The 19396-nt window shown below is 58.0% G+C and carries 13 protein-coding genes; 7 read left to right on the forward strand and 6 right to left on the reverse strand.

Annotated elements, in window-relative coordinates; translation table 11 throughout:
• Positions 1 to 5: 5 nt before the first annotated feature.
• The 6 genes from MESCI_RS28075 to MESCI_RS28100 all read right to left on the reverse strand — a co-directional run bounded on the left by MESCI_RS28075 (position 6) and on the right by MESCI_RS28100 (position 10637).
• On the reverse strand, positions 6 to 3188 hold the full coding sequence (locus MESCI_RS28075; RefSeq protein ID WP_013533348.1) for a C48 family peptidase: 3183 nt from the start codon (positions 3186 to 3188) through the stop codon (positions 6 to 8).
• Positions 3189 to 3287: 99 nt separating this feature from the next.
• Positions 3288 to 5033 carry a type IV secretion system ATPase VirD4 gene (gene virD4, locus MESCI_RS28080; RefSeq protein ID WP_013533349.1) on the reverse strand — a complete coding sequence of 582 codons (1746 nt, stop codon included), beginning with the start codon at positions 5031 to 5033 and terminating at the stop codon, positions 3288 to 3290.
• A 235-nt stretch (positions 5034 to 5268) separates the two neighbouring features.
• Complete coding sequence (locus MESCI_RS28085; RefSeq protein WP_013533350.1) at positions 5269 to 6135, reverse strand: hypothetical protein; 867 nt, start codon at positions 6133 to 6135, stop codon at positions 5269 to 5271.
• A gap of 2434 nt (positions 6136 to 8569) precedes the next feature.
• Positions 8570 to 9136, reverse strand: a complete 567-nt coding sequence (locus tag MESCI_RS28090; RefSeq protein ID WP_013533351.1) for a type II toxin-antitoxin system VapC family toxin — start codon at positions 9134 to 9136, stop codon at positions 8570 to 8572.
• Position 9137: 1 nt separating this feature from the next.
• On the reverse strand, positions 9138 to 9482 hold the full coding sequence (locus MESCI_RS28095; RefSeq protein ID WP_013533352.1) for a hypothetical protein: 345 nt from the start codon (positions 9480 to 9482) through the stop codon (positions 9138 to 9140).
• A 189-nt stretch (positions 9483 to 9671) separates the two neighbouring features.
• Positions 9672 to 10637 carry a LysR family transcriptional regulator gene (locus MESCI_RS28100; RefSeq protein ID WP_013533353.1) on the reverse strand — a complete coding sequence of 322 codons (966 nt, stop codon included), beginning with the start codon at positions 10635 to 10637 and terminating at the stop codon, positions 9672 to 9674.
• Between the two features lie 490 nt (positions 10638 to 11127).
• Between MESCI_RS28100 and MESCI_RS28105 the strand changes: the two genes are divergently transcribed.
• From MESCI_RS28105 to MESCI_RS28135, 7 genes are all read left to right on the forward strand, one after another.
• Positions 11128 to 12399, forward strand: a complete 1272-nt coding sequence (locus tag MESCI_RS28105; protein WP_013533354.1) for a CapA family protein — start codon at positions 11128 to 11130, stop codon at positions 12397 to 12399.
• Positions 12400 to 12531: 132 nt separating this feature from the next.
• Positions 12532 to 13977, forward strand: coding sequence for a M20 family metallopeptidase (locus MESCI_RS28110; protein ID WP_013533356.1), 1446 nt, complete (start codon positions 12532 to 12534; stop codon positions 13975 to 13977).
• Positions 13978 to 14756: 779 nt separating this feature from the next.
• Positions 14757 to 15947: an alanine racemase gene (gene alr, locus MESCI_RS28115; protein WP_245262914.1), complete on the forward strand. Its 1191-nt coding sequence runs from the start codon at positions 14757 to 14759 to the stop codon at positions 15945 to 15947.
• 100 nt (positions 15948 to 16047) lie between these two features.
• On the forward strand, positions 16048 to 16860 hold the full coding sequence (locus MESCI_RS28120) for an ABC transporter ATP-binding protein (RefSeq protein ID WP_013533358.1): 813 nt from the start codon (positions 16048 to 16050) through the stop codon (positions 16858 to 16860).
• 44 nt (positions 16861 to 16904) lie between these two features.
• Positions 16905 to 17687 carry a transporter substrate-binding domain-containing protein gene (locus MESCI_RS28125; RefSeq protein ID WP_013533359.1) on the forward strand — a complete coding sequence of 261 codons (783 nt, stop codon included), beginning with the start codon at positions 16905 to 16907 and terminating at the stop codon, positions 17685 to 17687.
• Between the two features lie 171 nt (positions 17688 to 17858).
• Positions 17859 to 18572, forward strand: a complete 714-nt coding sequence (locus MESCI_RS28130; RefSeq protein WP_172832174.1) for an ABC transporter permease — start codon at positions 17859 to 17861, stop codon at positions 18570 to 18572.
• The gene (locus MESCI_RS28135; protein WP_013533361.1) at positions 18572 to 19378 is read left to right on the forward strand and encodes an ABC transporter permease; all 807 of its coding nucleotides are present in this window, start codon (positions 18572 to 18574) and stop codon (positions 19376 to 19378) included. The genes MESCI_RS28130 and MESCI_RS28135 overlap by 1 nt, the downstream gene beginning before the upstream one ends.
• The last annotated feature ends 18 nt before the right edge of the window (positions 19379 to 19396 follow it).

Genomic DNA, 19396 nt, shown 5'->3' on the forward strand with positions numbered 1-19396 from the left:
CGAGCTCAACGCCCCGCGTCGGAGCGCTCTCTGCTTCTGTAGGAAGTCATGAGGTCCGCTCGGGCTTGATCGGGGTCTTGCCTGATGGACGACGTGTTTGCTGCACTCGCTTGCGGCCCCGTGCTGAGGATTTGCGGATTTTCAGTCCTCTGCCTCTTCGCCGGTGTCAACAGCGCTGTGTAGTGTTCATTGTTTATGATGACGCCCCCGCTGTTCACGCGGTTGCTCCTTTCAAGTGCACTCGTCAGCTCGGCCTGGGCGTGGCGAGTCCTGCTCACGTGCCGTTCAAACGAGGCTGGCGCGACTTGTCGGGCTTGCTGCGCTTGCAACACCGCGTGTCGCACCTGCGACCCGGCTGCTCCAAACGCTTCCGCGGGGCTTGCAAGCTCGTGGGGCAAGCGCCCCTGCCACAGTCGGTTTTGCAGCGCCTGCCGATCGGGGACGAGGGCCTCGAGGTGCAGCGGCCGCTGCGGGTCTGGCAAGTCTTGGTTCGCCAATCTCTCAACCAGCGAGCGCGTGCCGTCCACCACGAACACGCCGCAATCAACACCGTTGTTCTGCAGGGCCATGGCGGGTGTCACCACGGTGGTCACTTCCAGTCTGGCTGCGAGCTCTCGTGCAGGCGCGTCATTGTATGGCAGTCCATCGCCACGACGGATGGAGTCGTAGTGATAGGCAACCGCTTTATCCGGATCGCTGCGATCTACGAGCAGCAGCGACCAATGCTCGTTGCGTCCATCATTCTCCGCCGTAGCGATGGGATCGCCACTGTTCACAGGCAGGAACACGAAGTCGGCTGCGACGTCGTTTTGATGATAGATGGACAGCACTATAGGGTTCGGGTCCCGGTCGTGACGGCGCAGTTGCTGGGAGACCAAGGAATCCACTAGCCGCGTTCGGGCGGCGAGTGCTGGGTGGTGCATCTGCAGGCTCTGCGCCAGCAACTGGTAATCCCTGCTGATATGGGCGTCACCCAGCAGGTCGGGGCCGAGCACCGCCCCTTCGGGGAGGTTGAACGAGCCTGACGGAAGGGCTGCGATGTGAGCCTCGGAGGAGGTGGTCAGATCGACCAACGGAACACCGCGATAGGTGTCTGACTGCGTCGCTGGCAAGGCGGGTTCTGGAGCCCTTGCCGGTACTGCTGCCGCTGCAGCTTCCCTGATCGCACCGCGATGGACGAGCCAAACGGCGTTGCCGCCCTCCGGCATCAGGGCGGTGTAGCCGTGACCTTTGATATCGAAGTTCCATTCCGGCTTGTCGGCATCCGGCAAGAGGCCATGGTGATTGAGAAAAGGGAGCATCGCCTCTGGGACGCGTTGAGTCCCATGGGAGAAGCCGTTGGGGACGGCGGACGAAAGGTCTATAAGGTCCTCGATCGCCGCGGGGGGCGCCTCAGACCTTGCGGAGGGCGCGGCCCGCTGCATCCTTCTGATGGGCTCGGCCCCTGTGCCTGGAACGGGTACCCCAGCCAAGGGCAATTCACCGAACTGCTGCATGGGGGGCTGCATTGGCACGCGGCCGCCTGAATTGCCGATTTGGCTCGGCTGCTGCTGAAAGGCGACGACTTGCGGCGTATTCAGGGCCGTCAGCCTCTCCGCTGGCCACAGCGCTGTGGAATGTTCATTGTTGGTGACGACCCCCCGGGGTGCCCGGTGGGCGCCCTGATCAAGCGCATCCGGCAAGGGCTGTATCTGCTGTTGGCTGGCAGCTAGGACTGGCGGAGCGGCGGCCTGAACTCCGGCCCATCCAGAGCTTGCGAAAGCGTCCGACATGCTTGTGTTGAGGTTATCCCGTCCAGCGGGCATGCTTTGATTGTTGAAAAAAGACGAGGCGGCTTGATCATTCTGCCCTTCCTGAAGCGCGTCGAGCAACCCCTGCTCGATTCGCACAAGCGCCTCTGTATTGGTTGGCACCACGTCGGCTCGATCAACGAACAGCGATAGGTTCGCCTTGGCAAGCGCGTATGAGTCCGCTTTGCGAATCCGCTCTAGCGCGTAGCTGAGATAGCGATCGTCTGGGTACAAGCTCTCGGCGATTTTCGCCCGCTCATCGTGATCCAGCCCAGTGATCGTCTGACCCTGTTTGTCAAGCGCCGCAGAAAATTTGCGAAGACTACGACTATAGATAACACGGGTGCCTGAAGCCAACCCGCTGTCACCGGCCGCTTGTTCCAGGAGGTGCGCGTCTGCCTTTGCGGGCACCGGCCGGTCAGCAACTGAATAGTCCGGCTCATGATACGCACGCAGGACGTTCAACGCCGGCTTCATATCAGGGTAGTCCGAAAAGAAAGTATCGAGGTGGTCGACCAGGGATTGGTGATTTGTTAGATCATTCGCTTGGCCGCGCTCGCCGAAATGATTCGCCAATCGGCGAAGCGAATAAGTGTAAGCTTGAAGCCTACTCTTGCTATAGCCTTGCTGAGAATCCGCAGCCTGGGCGATCGCCTTATCAATAACGTTCCAGTGTTCGTCGGACACATGGCGATAGCTGGGGTCACGACGTACTCGAGGCGCGACAGGAGCCGGATTGGAGCGGCGCGGCGCGGCCACGTGCTGCTCAATGCCCACTTGCCGGGCCGGACCCGCATCAGGCAAGCGGCCATCGCGGTCCGAGGAAGAGAGCATCGCCTGTGGGACGCGTTGAGTTCCATGGGAGACGCCTTTGGGGAGGGCGAACGAGACGGTAATGGAGCTCCCGATAGCAGCGGAGGGCGCTTCAAATTTTGCGGAGGGCGCGGCCTGCACATGCATCCTTCTGATGTGTTCGGCCCTTGCGCCTTGAACTGGTAGCCCTGCCAATGGCAATTCAGCCAACCGCTGCATGAGGGGCTGCATCGGCACGCGGCCGCCCGAATGGCCGATTTGGCTCGGCTGCTGGTGAAGGGCGACGGCTTGCCGCGCATTCAGGGCCGCCAGCCTCTCCGCTGGCCACAGCGCTGTGAAATGTTCACCATTGACGATGACCAACTGTGGCCGGTGGTTGCCCTGGTCAAGCGCATCCGACAAGGGTCGGATCTGCTGTTGGCTGGCAGCTACGATTGGCTGAGCGGCTTGATCATTCTGCTCTTGGTGAAGCACGTCGCGGAGCCCCTGTTCCACTCGCAGAACGGCCCCTTCATTGTGCGCCTCGTCGGCTCGATCATCGAACATCGGCCGGAACGCCTCGGCCACTTGCTGCTCCACGCTCACTCGCCGGGCCTCGCCCGCTTGCCGCCCTTCCAAGCCGGCGTCCTGCGGCAAAGCTGTTGCACGGGATGGATTTTTTCGCGGGTCCACACTAGCCTCACATCAAACGGTATCGTTAAATTCCTGCGCCAATCCACGCGGCGGCTCATCGAGTCGAAAGTCTGTGGAGAGTTCCTCCTCTGCTTCCGTCAACGGTGCCGGCTCCGGGAGGGCGCCTGTCTGGCCTTCAAAGATGCGTTTCAGAATGCGGTCCGAAAAATATCGCACCTTCCTCAATTGCAATGGTGGCAGACCTTTGATGAGAACGATCTCGTAGTCGTCGTCGAGCAGCCGAACCTGTTCGGGACGCAACAGCGGTGCACCTTGATGCGAATTCTGAATGTTCCAATCGAATCTTCGCGCCTGGCTGTAGGAAATCGATTTGGCTTCAAACGTGTATTCACCGATGGCTTTGGAAATGTAATTTGGGGTCTCGTCATCGGCCGTTGCCATGAACACTTGCAGGCCGGTATTGCTGAGAAAATTCTGCTTGCCAGCCTCTCCATAAGCCCCTGTCAGTGCCGAAAGGCTTTGGATGATGAGCATGAAACGCCCCTTGTAGCCCGCGATAGTCGTAATTGCGGTCTCGATCGCCTCCAGCTTACCCAAGTGCTTGAACTCATCGAGCAGGAAGAGAACCTCGTGCTTTTCCTCCGGGCGGGGCAGCGACCGCTGTAGAATTGAAACGATCTGCTGAAAAAACAAGCGTATCAAAGGCGCGATCACCTCAAGGTCGTTCGGACCAACGCAAAGATAGATGCACGTTCTGCGACGGCGAAGATCATACACCGAAAAGTCCGAGCGACTTGTGGCCGCCTTAACAGCGGGATCCGCCCAGAGATTGAGCCCGCCATCGCCGAGCACTGACGTGTAGGAGGTCAGTATTTTTGTGTCGTTCCCCGCCATGTCGTCGAAGATGCGTTGAGCCTCTTTGTTCCGGGTCTCCATCGCGAGTTGCGCGAAGAGCTTAAACTTCTCCCCCGGCTGGGCGAAGAGATCATAGACGGCGCCGATTGTCGGCGTACCCCGCTCGATGCAGGCAAGGATCCCCGCGACAAAGATATCTCGCGCGCCGCTGATGAAACCTTCCGCGCCTTCCCCCTTGGCCGTAATCAGGTTTGCGGCCAAGCGGCGGGCTTCCGTGAATTGGAGCTGTGGAGGCAGCGCTATAAGGTCCAACAGTGGATTGTAGCAGTTCGTGCGCCGCTCCGAATCCAGCGGCGCGAATTTGAACACGTCATCGCCTGCGGCTTTGCGCGCCCTCGAGGTGAGCTCAAAGAGCTCCCCCTTGACGTCCAGAGCTATCACTGAGCCTTTGAATGTAAGTAGCGTTGGAATGACTACGCCGACGCCCTTGCCAGCGCGGGTCGGTGCAACGATGAGGCTGTGAGGCTGCTCGCCATTGGTCAGGTAGTAGCCAGGCCAGAAAGGGCCACTCGTCTTCCCAAATACCGGTCCTTTCACGCCACGGTATCGTCGCAGATATCCGGTGCGTCGCATTTCATCCACTCGAGCCCAACGAGCCGTCCCGTGGTGTTCGAGCTTGCGGCGCAACACGACCTGCTGAATCAGCAAGACGACCACGGATGTCGAGAGCACGATAGCCGCGCCCCGATAGAAGACGGGGGTTGCGAAACCCAGATAGAAGGGCGTCTCAAACCAAAAGGCACGGACATCAAACGCCATCAAGGCCTCGCCGCCACCGCCGTGGCGGAAGGTTGCGTACAGACTTGCCGCACAGAAGCCCACGGCGAGCGAGCAGGCGATGCTAACGGCTAGGTTGGGGGTCGTCGTTTTGGTTGAAGGCATTGTTCCATTGCCTGCCGCAGCTCATGGTGCGGCCTCAGACACCGAACCGACGTCGCGATGTCGCCGCTCGACAGATCGATGCCGAGGCAGGTGGCGCAATGGCTGCATCGCACCACCCGGCAGACGTGGTTTTTTGAAAGTTACACAAGTTAGTGCGTCAACGGCCAGCGACTTGGAAACAGCCAGGCCGTGAACGGAATTCGGGAGACAAAGCGTCTATACCGTTGCCGAGACCTCAACGACCCCCGCGATCCCTGTTTCTGGTGGACTCCTGCAGGTCCGCTCGGGCCTGACTGTAGCTGCGGTTTATGGCCTGCCCTATTAGACCACCCCGCTGCAGCTGTTCATAGGAGATTTGCGTGCCTGTCGCATGAACCGCAGCCTCAAGCCCTGCTATGTGGGCGTCCAGATCCGCATGCCGTTCCTGTGCATGCTGCGGCGGAGGCATTTGCCGCAAGATGGGTTCCAGGCCGGGAACTGCGTGAGCTTGGGCCTGTTGATTTGGATCCATCTGGTGATACGCCTGAAAAATAGCATTCTGTGCCACCATCCTGATGTTGCCGTTCGGATCAGACATCAATTCAACGGCTTGATCAAGAATGCGAGATTGGTTTTCGTTATTGAACTTGCCGAAATTGGGCGCAACGTTAAGAGCTCCGAGAGCTTGCGAGGCCGGATCCATGTTGCCAATGCGATTGACAACAGCATCTTGCATGTGTGGCGTTAGGTAATTGGCTATATTGCTGACCGCTCTGACTTGCTCCAATGCAACGTTGTCCGGCTGGTACCCCAATTCGGATGTCAGCTTCCAGGTCAGCTCGACGGCTGATCGTCCGAGCTGATTGCCGCGCCTTTCAAATTTTGCGAGTTCAGTTTCTTGCCCGGGTTGACTGCCCCGAATGGCTGTTCGCGCTTCCTTCCCGAGGCCTTTGAAGCCTGCAAGATTTCGCGCTGTATCGCGCGGGTTAGCGGTTACCAGCCGTTCTGCCACCTGCGTTAATGGCCCCTCTGTAAGGGACAGGATGGTAGAGGGTTCCCTGGCTTGTTCCCTGGCTTGGGATGAACTTGCAGCTGCGCGTGCCCGTTTGTTATCGCGATCCATTGCTCGGTCTCCAAAGTCGTTATTCTATGAGGTTATCACCCAAGCCTGACCTGCTGAACCGATATGGTGTTACAGTTGTAGTCTGGCAGAAGGTTCCGGTCCCGTCCCAGCCAAGATGACGAGGCTGGCATCAAATGCTGTGAGTGACTTCTGCCAAAGCGCATGAATGGTACGCCCCGGCTCTGTCGCCTCCTCCTTCCGGTCGTTGTAAGAGCCCGGGATGATATCCTCGCGGCAGCTTCTCCTTTGAGCGCAGGGGGGGGATGATCGAGGGTTGCTACGACGACCATCGCCCGCTCCGGCTGATCAGCCGCGGCCGAGCTCTCATGCCTGCCTGGCAGGGAAATCAGTCCGACCTGACCGGCAATTTGCGCGGCCGCCAATAGCACCACCGTGCCTTGCCACCATCCAGGGACTTCCTGCTGCAGACTCATGGTAATCTCGCCACGGGGCCGGTGACAGGCGAGGTGCAAAGGACGGGCGGGAAAGATCGCGCTGGCGGGCAGCACGGCATCGCGCAATGCCGCCCCGTCCTCGGCCCGGCCGCCTGTCGCCTATGAGTGCCCGGTCGTTAGCCCCAGCCGCTGGCGAGCCAACCGTCAGCTGGGCGACAGCGACATGTTCAACGCCTTAGTGCCCGGGGGTTTCTCAACGGGAGGTCGCCTGGCGCAGTCACCCCGGAACGGACGGCCTATTCAGCGCCAGCTCCGCAGCAACATGACCGGCTGCAATGGCCACGCAGCCTTCCGCTCCAACGCCATGATGCAGGCGCGCCATCGACATTACTTGCTTGGCTGCAACATCCCCTCTCCTTCCCCGCCCCACGACGGTGCAGGGCTCAGGAAAACTTCAACTACGCAAAGACGGTCAGTTTCTTCAGCTGCACCTCGATCGGATGCAAGGGGATAAAGGAGGGTTCAAGTGGCGCCGAAGCGCAGACGCGATGGCATGACTCGCGCACGCAGCCATCCTGGCCGACGCCAGGCCTGTTCTTGGGCACAAGCTCGAATTGAGCGCCTTATCAAGGCTCAAGGAGTTTTCAGGTTACCGTCGCGATCGGGGCGCTATTACGCTCTGAGCACGCACACTTAGGGAGAGCAATCGCAGGGACGAACATGAGAGGGATACATTGCGTGGCCCGCGCCTTCGATCCTGCAAAGCTGCATTTCACATCCTGGGCGGGCGACCCGACGCAGAGAGCAACATAGACGGTCAGCGTGTTTTCACGTGGGGAAGTCGCGAACGCGGTTCCAACGTTATTTCGGCCGCAGCCTATGGCAACAGTGAGCGGATCTGCAGCCACAGCCAAGTCGCAGTGACGAGATCTAACAGATCACTGCAACATTACGAGATCGTAGGATCATCAGGCACGGTTGAGGGCACCAAATATTATGGCAGCATCGACAGCGGCGACCGGCATGCAAGCTTGCTTGGTGACTAGCGTCAGTTTTGCTACTTTGAATGAGTCGCTCACACTAAGGCATCGTAGAGCTGGCCTAAGTCGCCTCAAGCCGACGCGCGCCGCAAACCATTATTGCTGTGCAGGTGTTTGCAGCCCTGTGCGATTGGGAGACCGCCTCGCCATGAAGTGGACCAGCTTACTTCTGCTGAGCACATTCAGGCTCGGACCTGTGTCCCTCAAGAAGAGGGTGGTTCGATCCGGCACTGACCCTAGGGCGGGGGGGCTTGTTGAGCCGGTGCCGGACCGAACCGTCTAGGGCAACGCCGGCTATGTCGTGGGAAATTGTGGCTTCGGCGCGGCTAAACCGTGGCGGAAATGTGTCGCCGATTCACCGTTTCCAACACGCGCGTTGAAAACGTGACTGGACGTTTCGGAAAGCGCCTAGCGCTGCCGGGCCTGGCGGGAGCTCTGCAGATGGGAGGCTATCCTGGCTGTGAAAATAGTCGCCTGATTAGGCGCCGGGTGCAGGAGGGGAAAACGCGCAATGTCGATTCCGCGTGGTGAAGGGGGAGACGCCACAGCAAGCCAGCCGGCGCGGCTCGACCGAACAACACACGTCTATCAGGACATGCGGATCCGAAGCAGAAGTCATGCGCTCCAATCTTGCAGCCTTATGCAACACGCCCGGCGATTTTCATCACCGGGCCAAGGCCGCGTTGTGTGACCAGTTCGATGGCACTAGCTCCTGTCAGCGAGAGGATTGGAGTTTCTGACCGAATTGTCTCTCGTCACATTGATTGGGAAGAACAGTTAAGATCGGCTATGGACAATCTGGACGCTTTGACCCATCCAAATCATGGCGCGGCCTGCCTGTCGATAACGAAAGTCTGGCATTGAGCTTTTGGAACGGACCAGGGCTTCCGCAGGTCTTCGAGCCGTCCTGCATGGCGAATAGGAGTCCCGGGTCAGGCGACTGCGGAAGATGGCCAAGTCATTGCCGCCTTCGCCCAGAAGCGCGGAAGGCGGCTATACTCAGATTGGCCGATACATCAAAACCCGACCCGTCGGAATTAACTGCAGCAAATAGTCGAAATCACTGACGTTGCCCGTTAGAACGGAAAATCCCATTTTCTGCGCATGCAGGAACAGCACGCAGTCCTGAAGCGCCCGAAGCTTGGAATCGTGCTTGTAGCCCTGGAGGCGACACAGCATTCCTGAGAGAAGGGCGGCTCGGCCCAAGACATCGGGATCTGGTGCAAAAACCCGATGGGACGGCATGTCCTTGATCATGCTCCCGATCTGCTTGACAGCTTTACTCGTGCCCGAGTGTTTCGGATCAAGCACGCCTACAGTGTGCACCAGCTCCTGGATCGCTACGGTGCTATGGTTGACCTGCCTGACATCGAGGAGGTCGGCAACTGCGTCAGGCGCCCGGCCTTGCAAACCGTCGATATAGACGCAGGTGTCCAGCAGCAGTTCTTGCCCCGCCCCGACGAGGTTGCCGATGATCGGCAGCTCCGTGTCGGGGCGGCGGCTCAAGGTTTTTTGAGGATCAAATCGCGACCACCTTAAGGCCGCACCAAAGTCGAAATCGGCCAATTCAGAATCCGAGCTTCAGCGTCGGATCCACAGTCCCCCGTGTTTTCCTGAAGGTCTCGGCGAAGTTGTCTTCCAGAGCCACATTGGCCAATGCAAATTCGACGAGCTCGGTATCAGACGTCAATCCGGTTCGAGCCTTGGCCCTCTTGATTAGATCAGCACTCACCCGCCCCGCAATCCTGCCGTCCTTCTCAGCGCGCAGGCCGGATTCTTCCGCCCTCTGCAGGACGGCGTTAATCCTGGCCAATCTACGCATCTGCAATTTCTCAGCCAGTTTGGGATGGGTTCTCGTCCGCTTGCCCACTGGCCCTTGGCCGCGACGCATCCGTACAGCTGTCTTCGTCATCGGGGTTCCCCGCAGATCCGTTTAACAAAAATGGATTCTAGACAACATAGCAGGCAAGGTGAATTTTTCAAATACCCCAAGACAAAGGGCGGTTGTTGGCACCCGGACGTTGCGTGCTGAAGCTCTCCAAAAGGAGGGATGTCACGGCTGCAATCGACCGAAAGCAACTCAGGTACAATTTTTCCGGCATTAGATGCTATGGGGGTGGAAAGCCGCCTTGGGCCCTTCGCGCCCGAACGATTGTTCACGGTGGATCACCTCCACGAAAGTATCCACAATTGGCGACGTTTGCGAAATATTATCGCTGCCGCGGCGCCAAAATACCACGTAATTGTATCTCGCTGACGGCTCAAAAGGCACGACTTTCACATCAAACATTTGATATTGCTGTGCAACAAATTCATTATCTATTGCAATGCCTAAACCATATGCGACAAAAGAAGCATCCAATCCTATTGTGTCCGAATGAACCTTCGGCAATAAAGGAAGTTCTCTCCGCCCGTATGTCAATAGACCCAATTTGTTAGAAGTGTATTCTCTCTCTAGAACGATAAGGGGCTCCCCTGAGAGGTCGTCAACAGTTATGATGTCCTTTTCAGCAAGGCGATGGTCGGGTTGCAACACGCAGACACTCTTGCTTTCGGCGACTATCTTCCACTCAAAGAAGCGTTCATCTAACGGCAGCCGGGAAATCCCGATATCGGCCGCTCCCGTCACAACGCTTTGTGCTATCTCGTCGTATCGCTGCGCCCTATAATGAAATTCTAGAGTCGAATCTAGACTATTTAGCGCAAGAATTATTTTGGGGATGAGTCTCAACGAGAATATATGCGGTGCGGCAATCGTCAGGAGGTTTCTCTTGGCGCTGAAAGAGTCGGTGATTTCCCTCTCGATGTGCCCTAGCGTCTCAAAATATCTGTCTATGCGGTTGTAAATTTCGATGGCTCGCGTGGTTGGAACAAGGCCGCGGGGATCTCGCGCAAAAAGCTTCTCACCAACAGCTTCTTCAAACAGCTTGAGATGCTGGCTTACGGCCGACTGGGTAATCCCGAGTTCTCGGGCGGCCCGCCTCGTAGAACCGGTCCTCATGATCTCCCGAAAAATCTGAGCGGACCTGAACCCAGCCTTGCTGTTTCGGCCGGAAATCTCTTCCATTGCCTTTGTCCGAATTGGTGGCCGCGGAGCCAGAGGCTCCGTTTGGCCGCTATATCAGTAAAATTAATAGGGTGTCACAAAAACTTAATAAATTGACCGTTTTCCCGATTCTCCCCATCGTCTGGCGTAACAAAACCAGTGGATCAGACGCATCAGAGAGAACGCTGACGTGACGCATGCAGCAACACCTATCCCCTGGCAGAGCGGATAGTTCACAATCGAACACAGGGGACACAGCTCTAAAAATTGCGCACTATAACGTTAGAAAAGCACATATGCGGCATTCGTATTTCCGTGCCTCTGGCAGGAACTGTACCGACCCCAGCTCGGACGTTGCGCACCCGCAACCAACTACCCGCGCTTGTCGTAAATCCGTACGGCCGATCCTTACCGGATCAAGGAACTAGCCAACACTTTCTCCGCAGTCGATCGGTTGCCACAAAAAGTGGCCGCTAATGACATTTGCCTATACAGGGGTTGATACTCAATCATGCCTTCGCCGTTCACCCTCGCCCTCACCGGACAGTCCCTCATCTACCACGATATTCGGCATGTATCGGACGACGGCTTCGCCACGATCAAAGAACTGATCCGGCAAGCCGATGCCTCATTCACGAATTTAGAAACCACGATACTCGGCCGGCATGGTGGGTGGCCGATGAAAGGCACCTATTTCCAGTGCTCTCCACCTGTCGTGTTAGATAATTTGAAGGATATTGGCTTTAGCGCACTGGCTCTTTCCAATAATCATGCGTTCGATCTTGGGCCCGCAGGAGTGCTTTCGACACTTGAGGAAGTAGACGAGCGTGAGTTTCTGCGTGCAGGAATTGGCGTTGACGCCAGTGACGCGAGCAAAGCCGGCATCAAGCAACTCGGCAAGAGGAAGGTCGCCCTCATCGCGATGGATGCCGGACCAGGGCCAGCCACAATGTACGCTGAAAATGCGGCAGGTACCCGTCCCGCTCGACCGGGGGTGAACAAACTCGATGTCTCGCGGGTATTCGAGGTTGACGATGAGAAATTCGCGAACCTGCGTTCCATTCAGGAAACGTTTTTAAGCAACTCTATGGAGCGCGGAACCTACACGCAGCCGGACGATCCTCGCGAACTGACATCGTCCGATGAAATCGACTTTTACGGAACCATTTTTCGCCGATCCTCCGAGAACTGCCGAAGGATCATCTTCAACGAGCAAAGTTTACGAGGTCAGCTCGCCGCAATCCGGAAGGCCTCGTTGGCCGGTGCCTTTGTCATCGCCTATCTTCATCATCATCATTGGGAACCAGATTGGCGCGAGGTTCCCGAATGGGTTCAATTCTTCGCGCGATCCTGCATTGATGCGGGAGCGAATGCGTTCGCCAGCCACGGCGCACCGGTGCTGCAGCCGATCGAAATCTACCGCGGGGCTCCGATCTTCTACGGATTGGGAAATTTCCTGTTTCATCTACCCGAAGGTGAGGACGAATGGAGCTCACCGGATATCTGGAAAAGTATCGTCGCGACGTGCAGCTTCGATGGCAACAACCACTTGGAGTCGATCTACCTCGCTCCAATCGTGATTGGAGGGGAGCAGCGGCTGAGCAGCAACAGGTATCATGAGCGTCTTGTGCCCGTGCCCGCATCAAAAGAGCTGGCCGGTTCAATGCTCGAAGACCTATCTCGACGCTCGCAAAAGTATGGAACCGAAATAGTGCTGGAAGATGCTCGCGTTCTTCTGCCAAAAGCTAATTCCCGCAGCGTCGAGGTCGCCGCCAGCAGGTAACGTCGTCCATGCACGTCAACCTGGCCCGCATCCTGATGATCGTGTCGTATAGTGCCAATGCACTGATGACCGGGCGCCCCCTTACAGCCGAACGGATCCAAATGCGCACTTGGACAATGAGGAGAACCGAACATGCATAACGATGGGCTGGGCGTCTATGAAATCGCCCGGCGCGTGGACACCAAGAGCGCCGACTACTGTGCGCTCAGCGACCGCATCTGGGCCATGCCGGAACTCGCCTTCGAGGAGCATCGCGCGGTCGCTGAGCAGATCGCCTTGCTGGAGCACGAAGGCTTTCGCATCACCAAAAAGCTCTGCGGCATGGCAACTGCCTTCGTGGCGGAACATGGAAGCGGTAGCCCAACAGTCGGTTTTCTGGGGGAGTTCGATGCGCTGCCGGCTCTCGGGCAAGTTTCGGGCATAACCGAGCGCATGCCTACCGCGGAGGGCGCATCTGGGCATGGTTGCGGGCACAATCTTCTCGGTTCCGGATCTGCGCTCGCAGCCGTGGCCTTGAAGGATGCGCTTGCATCGGGCGCCATCGCGGGCACGGTGCGCTATTACGGCTGCCCGGCGGAGGAGAGCGGATCGGGCAAGACTTTCATGGCACGGGCCGGTCTCTTCGATGATCTCGATGCCGCCTTCTGCTGGCATCCAAACGTCGTCAACGAGGTGCAGTCCACCTCGTTTCTCGCGTGCATTCAGGCTAGCTTCCGCTTCACGGGTCAGGCGTCGCATGCGGCGGTTTCTCCCCATCTTGGCCGCAGCGCGCTCGACGCGGTGGAGCTGATGAATGTGGGCGTAAATTACATGCGCGAGCACATGGCGTCGGATGCGCGCGTCCACTATGCCATTACGAATACGGGTGGCGATGCGCCAAACGTGGTACAGGCTTTTGCGGAATCACTCTACCTGGTGCGTTCGCCGCATTTGCCGGATGCGGAGCACCTCTTCCAGCGCGTCAAGAAGATCGCCGATGGCGCCGCGCTGATGACGGAAACCACCGTTGAGGTGCAGATCATGGATGCAAACTCGAACGTTCTGCCTAACAAAGTGCTGCAGGAGGTTATGTACGAAAACATGAGTCGCCTGGGCGGCCCGGGCTTCGACGATACGGATTATGCCTTCGCCGAACAACTGCGGAAGAACGCGTTTACGAACGAGGAGATTGTGGCGAGCGTTGCGCTCTACGACCGTTCGCTGGCGAGCCAGGTGCTGCATGACGGGCTACTTCCCATGCCTGCGCGCGAAGGGATGATGATGGGCAGCACTGACGTCGGCGACGTGAGCTGGATCGTGCCCACGGTTCAGTGCAGCACTGCCTGCTTCGCTATAGGTACGCCGTTCCACACTTGGCAGCTCGTCACGCAAGGGAATCTGCCTGCAGCCCATAAGGGAATGGTGCTCGCGGCGAAAGCAATGGCGACCACCGCGGCAGATTGCCTGCGCAATCCCGATCTTATCGCCCGGGCGAAAGCGGAATTGAAGGAGCGTACTGGCGGGCGGCGCTACACTTGCCCAATTCCGCCCGAGATCACGGTCGACAACCTGCGCGCTAAGGCAGCGGCTTTTGCATAGGTGCAAGAAGTCCTTACGCTCGGCGGCCTCGCTTGCAGAGTTTCACTATATTTATGGCGGACAACGCTCGATCACAGTTGCGTTCATCAAGTTCCGCGAATAGCGTCGCAATGACATCGACTGTCTGCCGCGCCCCGGGGGTTAGCAGAGCAGGGAAAACGCAGCGCGTTCAGCGATGAATGTCCCCAGACCCTCCTTCTCTGCGCTCGCGCAAATGGTCTGCATTGAGCCAGCGGTTCGCCTCGGCCACCTCTCATGAATTTCTCACCCCAGCTCTGCGCCAAGCTTCGAGTTTTTGGTCCTCCGCTTGGCGATCACAGCGCTAGGCTAAGTCGTGGGGCGCACGTCCTAAACCTGCCCTGACGGCCGGATGGCCGTCGGAGACCGCGAACTCGACATTGGCAAGTCCGCGCTGCTTGAGCCCTGTCGCGAACGCTCGCCAGTAATGGTGCTGCCACTCCCATAGCCAGCTCGACCACCAGCACCTAGCGCAGGCCCCAGTCCATTCTGATCGCCCACAGCACCGCCTGGCTGGATGACCCGGCCAGGCGGGTCCGAAGCGCCGCGTCCATAATGAGGAACCAAGCAAGATGTCGGCAAGCCGTCGCTCAAAGATGCTTGCAGGCTGCTGATCAGGCCTGCCAGGCAGCAGCCCTGCATCGCGGTTCGTCATCCAGCCATTTGCCTGCCTCGTGTGTGTGGCCATATCAGTAAAATTAATAGGGTGTCACAAAAACTTAATAAATTGACGGTTTTGGCGATTCCTCCCATCGTTTCGCATGCAAACAAGCAATAAAAAGCGGTTGGGAAAAACGTCAGAACCTATGTGCGCGTTAACGTCTATTGCGCCGGTGCAGAGCAAAAAGGCGGCGTCCCGGGAGGCCTGGTACGAGATCGACCTCGGCGCGATCAGGCACAATTACCGTCAGCTGCGTAGGCATCTTCCCCGGACAGTGAAGATTTTCGCCTGCTTAAAGCGCAATGCATATGGCTGTGGAGCGGGACCTGTCGCCCGCACACTGGCAACAGAGGGGGCTGACGGCTTTGCTGTCGCAACCTTGCCCGATGCTATGGCCATCCGGGAAATGGGCATCGATCTCCCGGTTTTGCTTTATCCCGGTCCTCTACCGACATCGGCGAAAACAATTGAAGCGCTCGGACTCACCGTTACCGTTTCCAGCCTCGATGAGCTGGAGTCCTGGCGCGCCGCCATGAGCGTCACCCGTATTTTCGTCAAGGCGGATCTCGGGTTCTTCAGGGCTGGGGCCACGCCGCAGGAGATAGGCCGGCTTCTCGCAGCCGCGCACGTCTGCAGCGACGTTGAAGTACAGGGGCTCTACGCCCATCTCAGCGAGCTGCCCACATCAGTAACTTCGGATGCTAGCGAGCAATTTTCCCGCCTGCAGCGGATTCTACAGGATGCCGAGGCGTCCGGCACCCGTCCCCCGATCATTATGATGTCGAGTACTGCAGGTGTGCTTCGGCATCCCGCGATGGATCTCGATGCCGTCGATCCCGGGGCCCTGTTTATCGGTCTTCCCGAGACGGATCGACCCATGCGGGCCGTCACTCTGCGGCCGGCGCTCAAGGCCATTTCGACATGCCTCGTTTCCGTCAAGCGGATCGATGCTTCTCTCGGCCCTATACCAGACATACCCGGTTTTCGGTCGGGAATGACCATCGGCGTCCTAGGTATGGGATGGGGGGATGGCCTTCCGCGTCACGTGCCAGCCCAGGCCGAGGCGCTGGTGAGGGGGCAGCGCGCGCGCCTGCTCCCTCCCGCGCATCTCGAGCACCTGCGCATTGATCTGACGGACGTGCCTGATGCGAGATTTGGCGACCAAGTGCTCCTGCTCGGACAGCAAGCGCACCAGACCATCAGTCACGAGGAAGTCGCCGCTCAATGGGGCACAGACCTCATCGGTCTCTATGCCCAGCTCCGCGACCACATCCCGCGCGTCTATGTCTGAGACATTGGCGCAGAAATAGAGGAAACGAAATGAAGGCGCCCAGAACAGTGCTGTTGCTCTCGCCCTTTCATGTTGTGCTCGGCAATACGGGCGCACAGCAATGACGGCCACGATCATGGCAATTCCTCGCCACGCGGTGACGGACACGGCCGCGGAGGCGATCCATGTCCAGGACTTGCACAAGAAATTTGGCGCCCTTCATGTGTTGAAGGGGGTCTCGCTATCTGCACGCGACGGCGATGTGGTGGCGATTATCGGGGGCAGCGGCTCCGGCAAATCCACTTTACTTCGCTGCATCAACTGCCTGGAAAACCCCACCAGCGGCGTTATCAGGGTGAACGGCGAGGAAATACGTCTCAAGCCTGACGGAAATGGCAGCACCCTCCCGGCGGACCGAAAGCAGATTGAACGTGTACGTTCCCGGCTCGGCATGGTCTTTCAGAGCTTCAATCTCTGGACCCACATGACCTTGATCGAAAATGTGATCGAGGTTCCGGTCCATGTGCTTGGCGTCAAGCGTGAAATGGCGATCATCGAAGCCGAGAAACTGCTTGCAAGAGTGGGGCTTCTGGAAAAACGGCACGTATACCCGGCATTTCTATCCGGCGGACAGCAGCAGCGCGGCGCGATCGCACGCGCTCTCGCGGTCCAGCCACGCGTCATGCTCTTTGACGAACCGACTTCATCACTCGATCCCGAACTCATCGGTGAGGTTCTGGGCGTAATCGGCGATTTGGCCCGCGAAGGTCGCACCATGATCCTGGTCACGCATGAAATGAAATTTGCCCGCGAGGTCGCGACCCGCGTGGTTTTTCTCCACGAGGGCCGCGTCGAGGAAGAAGGGTCACCAGACGCAATCTTCGGATCTCCGAAATCAGAGCGGCTTCAACAATTCATCCGCAGAGTGGGCTAGCGCCGGGAAAACAGAGTAAACCATCTGACTTATAGGGGAAAACAATGAGAATACTTTCGAAACTGACGGCCGCAGCGGCAATCTTCTGCGCATCTACTTTGATGGCGCAAGCTGAACAGGTGAAGGTCGGAATCGCGGCCGAGCCCTACCCTCCATTCTCGTCCCTGGACGCCTCTGGAAAATGGGTCGGCTGGGAGATTGAGATCATCGATGCGATCTGCGCCGAGGCAAAACTCGATTGTGTCATCACTCCGGTCGCCTGGGACGGGATCATTCCTTCCCTAACTTCCAAGAAAATCGATGTCATCATGAGTTCGATGTCAATCACAGAGAAGCGCAAGAAGACGATCGATTTCTCCGACAAGTACTATAGCGATAACGGGTACACGATTGCCGGTCCCAAGGGCGTTACAATTGATCCTACCCCTGAGGGCCTCAAGGGCAGGATTCTCGGTATTCAGGTCTCCACCAATGCCGAGGTCTACGCCAGCAAGCATTTCAAAGACAGCTTGGCCGAGATGAAGACGTACCAGACACAGGATGAGGCCAACCAGGACTTGGTCGCCGGCAGGATCGACGCCATTCTGGCTAGCCCGCTTACCATTGATCAATTCATGAAGACTGACCAGGGTAAGGCCTGTTGCGAGATAAAGGGCAAGGTTGCCAATGACCCCGAGATTTTCGCGCCGGGCGCGGGCGCGGGTCTGCGCAAGGGAGACACCATGCTCAAGGAAAAGATAAACGCCGCAATCAAGGGGATTCGCGCGAACGGGAAGTACAACGAAATTACGAAAAAGTACTTCTCCTTCGACATTTACGGCGAATGAAGAGGAAATTCTCCTATTACGTAGACCCTCGCAATACTTCTCCTGTTGAGTCGGAGGCAGGCGGCCTCCTTCGTCACGCACCAGTGAACGGCAGGCTCTTGGCGAGGGTCAATCCTCAAGGTGGAGGCGTTCTTGACCGATTCATTCTTTTTGTCGCTGGCGCAGACCAGCATGTTCGAGTTGCTTGCACCTACGCCGCCTGGCTGGGGTGGAAATCTGGTTCGCGGATTCATTAATTCAATTGGGATCGGTGTCGGCGCATTCGCCTTGGGATTGCTTATTGGCATCGGCGGTGCCTTTGGCAAGCTTTACGGCGGACCTGTGCGCCGCGACTTGCTTCAAGTCTACACCACCCTCATCCGCGCGGTACCGGAACTTGTGCTAATTCTGCTTATCTATTTCGCAGTTCCGGACCTGATCAACCGCCTCCTCGATACTCTCGGTTACGGACGGATCGACGTCAGCGGGCCGATGGCAGGCATCGTTGCGCTCGGCTTCGTACAGGGCGCGTACGCAACGGAGGTGCTGCGCGGCGCGATCCTCGCGGTGCCGCAAGGCCAAATCGAGGCCGGACGAGCCTTTGGTATGAACCCAACGATGCTGATGCGACGCATTACTATGCCGGCGATGCTGCCCTTCGCGATCCCGGGTCTCGCAAATCTCTGGCTGGTTGCATTCAAAGGCACAGCACTTCTGGCCGTTGTGGGCTTCAATGAACTGACTCTGGAAACACGACAGGCTGCGGGCACCACAAAAGCCTATTTCACCTTCTTCATGGCCGCTGGCGTGCTTTATCTACTGCTCACTTTGATCTCCAACGTCCTCATCGGACGGGTCGAGCATTGGGCAAGGCGCGGCCGGCAGCCGATAGCGGAGAGCCGCTGATGGCCTATTTCACGACTGTTGCGGCAAACTGCCGCCCATTCGCACGGTTGGACCCACACCGCGTCGTATTGATCGTAATCGGCCTTGTCTTGATCACCGCAGCAGCCGTCTTCATGCGTTGGGACTGGTTGGCCGACTACTACATGCTTGCGATTGCTGGTTTATGGCGTTCGATCTGGATCCTCATCGTGACCTGCGTCTTCGGCTTCGTTCTGGCATTGCCACTTGGGCTCGCTCAAGTAGTGGGCCCTAGTTGGCTCAGTCTTCCAGCGAAAGCTTTCTGCACCGTCATTCGAGGCACACCGTTGCTTCTGCAAATTTGGCTGCTCTATTACGGGCTTGGCTCGCTCTTCCCGCAATATCCATGGATTCGCGAATCCGATATCTGGCCTCTCGTTCGCCAGGCGTGGCCATACGCTGTACTGGCTCTAACGCTGTCCTTCGCAGGCTATGTAGGCGAGGTTATGCGCGGTGCTTTTGCCGGCGTGCCGAGCGGCCAGCTCGAGGCGGGACGCGCTTTCGGTATGAACCGCTGGAAGCTTTTTCGCAGGGTCTGGTTGCCGCAGGCAATCCACAAGGCGTTGCCCACGTTGGCTGGTGAAACAGTAATGCAACTCAAATCGACACCGCTCGTCGCTACTATCACGGTTGTCGACCTTTATGCAGTTTCAGCTCGCGTTCGCCAGGATACATTGGTGATATACGAGCCATTGCTTCTGCTTGCATTGACATACATGGTTCTCACGGGATTGCTCGTATGGATTTTCAGCCGTATCGAGGCTCGCATCCCGGTTCGAGTGGGGTGACGCGCCGAACCAGCGCGC

It is taken from the genome of Mesorhizobium ciceri biovar biserrulae WSM1271 (assembly GCF_000185905.1).
Lineage (GTDB): Bacteria > Pseudomonadota > Alphaproteobacteria > Rhizobiales > Rhizobiaceae > Mesorhizobium > Mesorhizobium ciceri.